The organism is Allobosea sp. TND4EK4 (assembly GCF_900156025.1).
Lineage (GTDB): Bacteria > Pseudomonadota > Alphaproteobacteria > Rhizobiales > Beijerinckiaceae > Allobosea.
The window spans coordinates 1-1,336 of sequence record NZ_FTMO01000056.1 but is presented as its reverse complement, the minus strand read 5'-3'; the positions used below and the strand labels follow the sequence as shown (position 1 = coordinate 1,336).

The 1,336-nt window shown below is 65.1% G+C and carries 2 protein-coding genes; one reads left to right on the top strand and one right to left on the bottom strand.

Going from position 1 to position 1,336, the window contains the following annotated elements:
• The first annotated feature begins 278 nt into the window (after positions 1 to 278).
• A complete protein-coding gene (locus BW981_RS22865) occupies positions 279 to 560 on the top strand; it encodes a transposase (protein ID WP_244560423.1) in 282 nt (93 codons plus the stop codon).
• Between the two features lie 194 nt (positions 561 to 754).
• On the opposite strand, the gene istB is transcribed toward BW981_RS22865, so the two are convergent.
• Positions 755 to 1,336: IS21-like element helper ATPase IstB (istB, locus tag BW981_RS22220; protein WP_076443176.1), on the bottom strand; the 582-nt coding region annotated here is incomplete at its 5' end.

The window sequence follows — 1,336 nt, the reverse complement described above, 5'->3', positions numbered from 1 at the left end:
TCGATCATCGCCATCTGGTGTCCACCAAATCATCAGGTGGACACCTATCCCGCTACAAATGCTTCCGAACAGGCGGGCGTCAGATCACGCTTACGGTGGCACGCCCGCTGCCTCCCGAACTCGGGCCGAACAGGTTTGTGCCGGGGCTGCCCGGCTGGGGGACCGTGCCGTCTCAGATCCATGTGATGCTGAGGGTACGCGTCCGGCGTAGGCCGCCTTGCGCGGGGTGATGCAAATCGTTGAGCACTGTGAGTATGGACAGCCATACTGACAGTGTCTTGAATCGCCTCGACGTGGTCGATACGGGGCGTCGTCGCCGCTGGAGCGACGGCGAGAAGGAGCGGATCGTGCTGGAGAGCATGGCTGGTCCGCGTCAGATCTCAGCGACGGCTCGACGGCATGGGATCGCGCGCTCGCAATTGCTGGCCTGGCGGCGGGCGCTGCTTGTCGAGCCAATCGCTACGCCTTCAGGCTTCATTCCGATGCTCGTGACGCCCGAGACTGACCAGCGCGAAGACGCGTGTCAGGCGACACGACAAACTGCCCCCCTGACGCCATGAGGAACTGACCCCTCTGGAGAGGAGGTCGGCATGGAAGAGCAAGAGGTTCAGAGTTCGCCGCGGTTGGGTTTGTCAACGGCGGTCGGATTCCAGGCCATCGTGGCGGAGTAAAAGCAGGCCACTGGCGTTGGGGAGCGGCGGATATGGCGAGGGCCCCGATCGGGGCCCTCGCCATATCGCGCTGTCGGGATTGATCAGGGGATGATCTCGCCGGTTTCTGGATCGGCGTTGTCTGGGGTGGCCTGGTTTTGCTCCGCCGCGGCGGTGGCGCGCCGGCGGCCAGCGGATTGCCTGAGGCGGTAGCTGTCGCCGTTCATGGCCAGGATGCTGACGTGGTGGGTGAGCCGGTCAAGCAGCGCGCCAGTCAGCCGCTCCGATCCCAGGACCGAGGTCCAGTCCTCGAAGGGCAGGTTCGAGGTGACGATGGTCGAGCCGCGCTCGTAGCGCTGCGAGAAGACCTCGAACAGGAGCTCGGCGCCGGTCGGTGACAGCGGCACATAACCAAGCTCGTCGACGATCAGCAGCTTGACCGCCTGCAACTCGCGCTGGAGCCGGAGCAGGCGCTTCTCGTCGCGGGCCTCGAGGAGCTGATTTACCAGGGAAGCCGCCGTCGCGAAGGCGACAGAGAAGCCCTTCTGGCAAGCGGCCAGCCCGAGCGCGAGAGCGACATGGGTCTTGCCCGTGCCGCTGTTGCCGAGCGCGATGATGTTCTCCCGGCGCAGGATGTAGCCGCAGCGCGCCAGCTCCAGCACGAGCATCTTGTTGAGGCTCGGGAT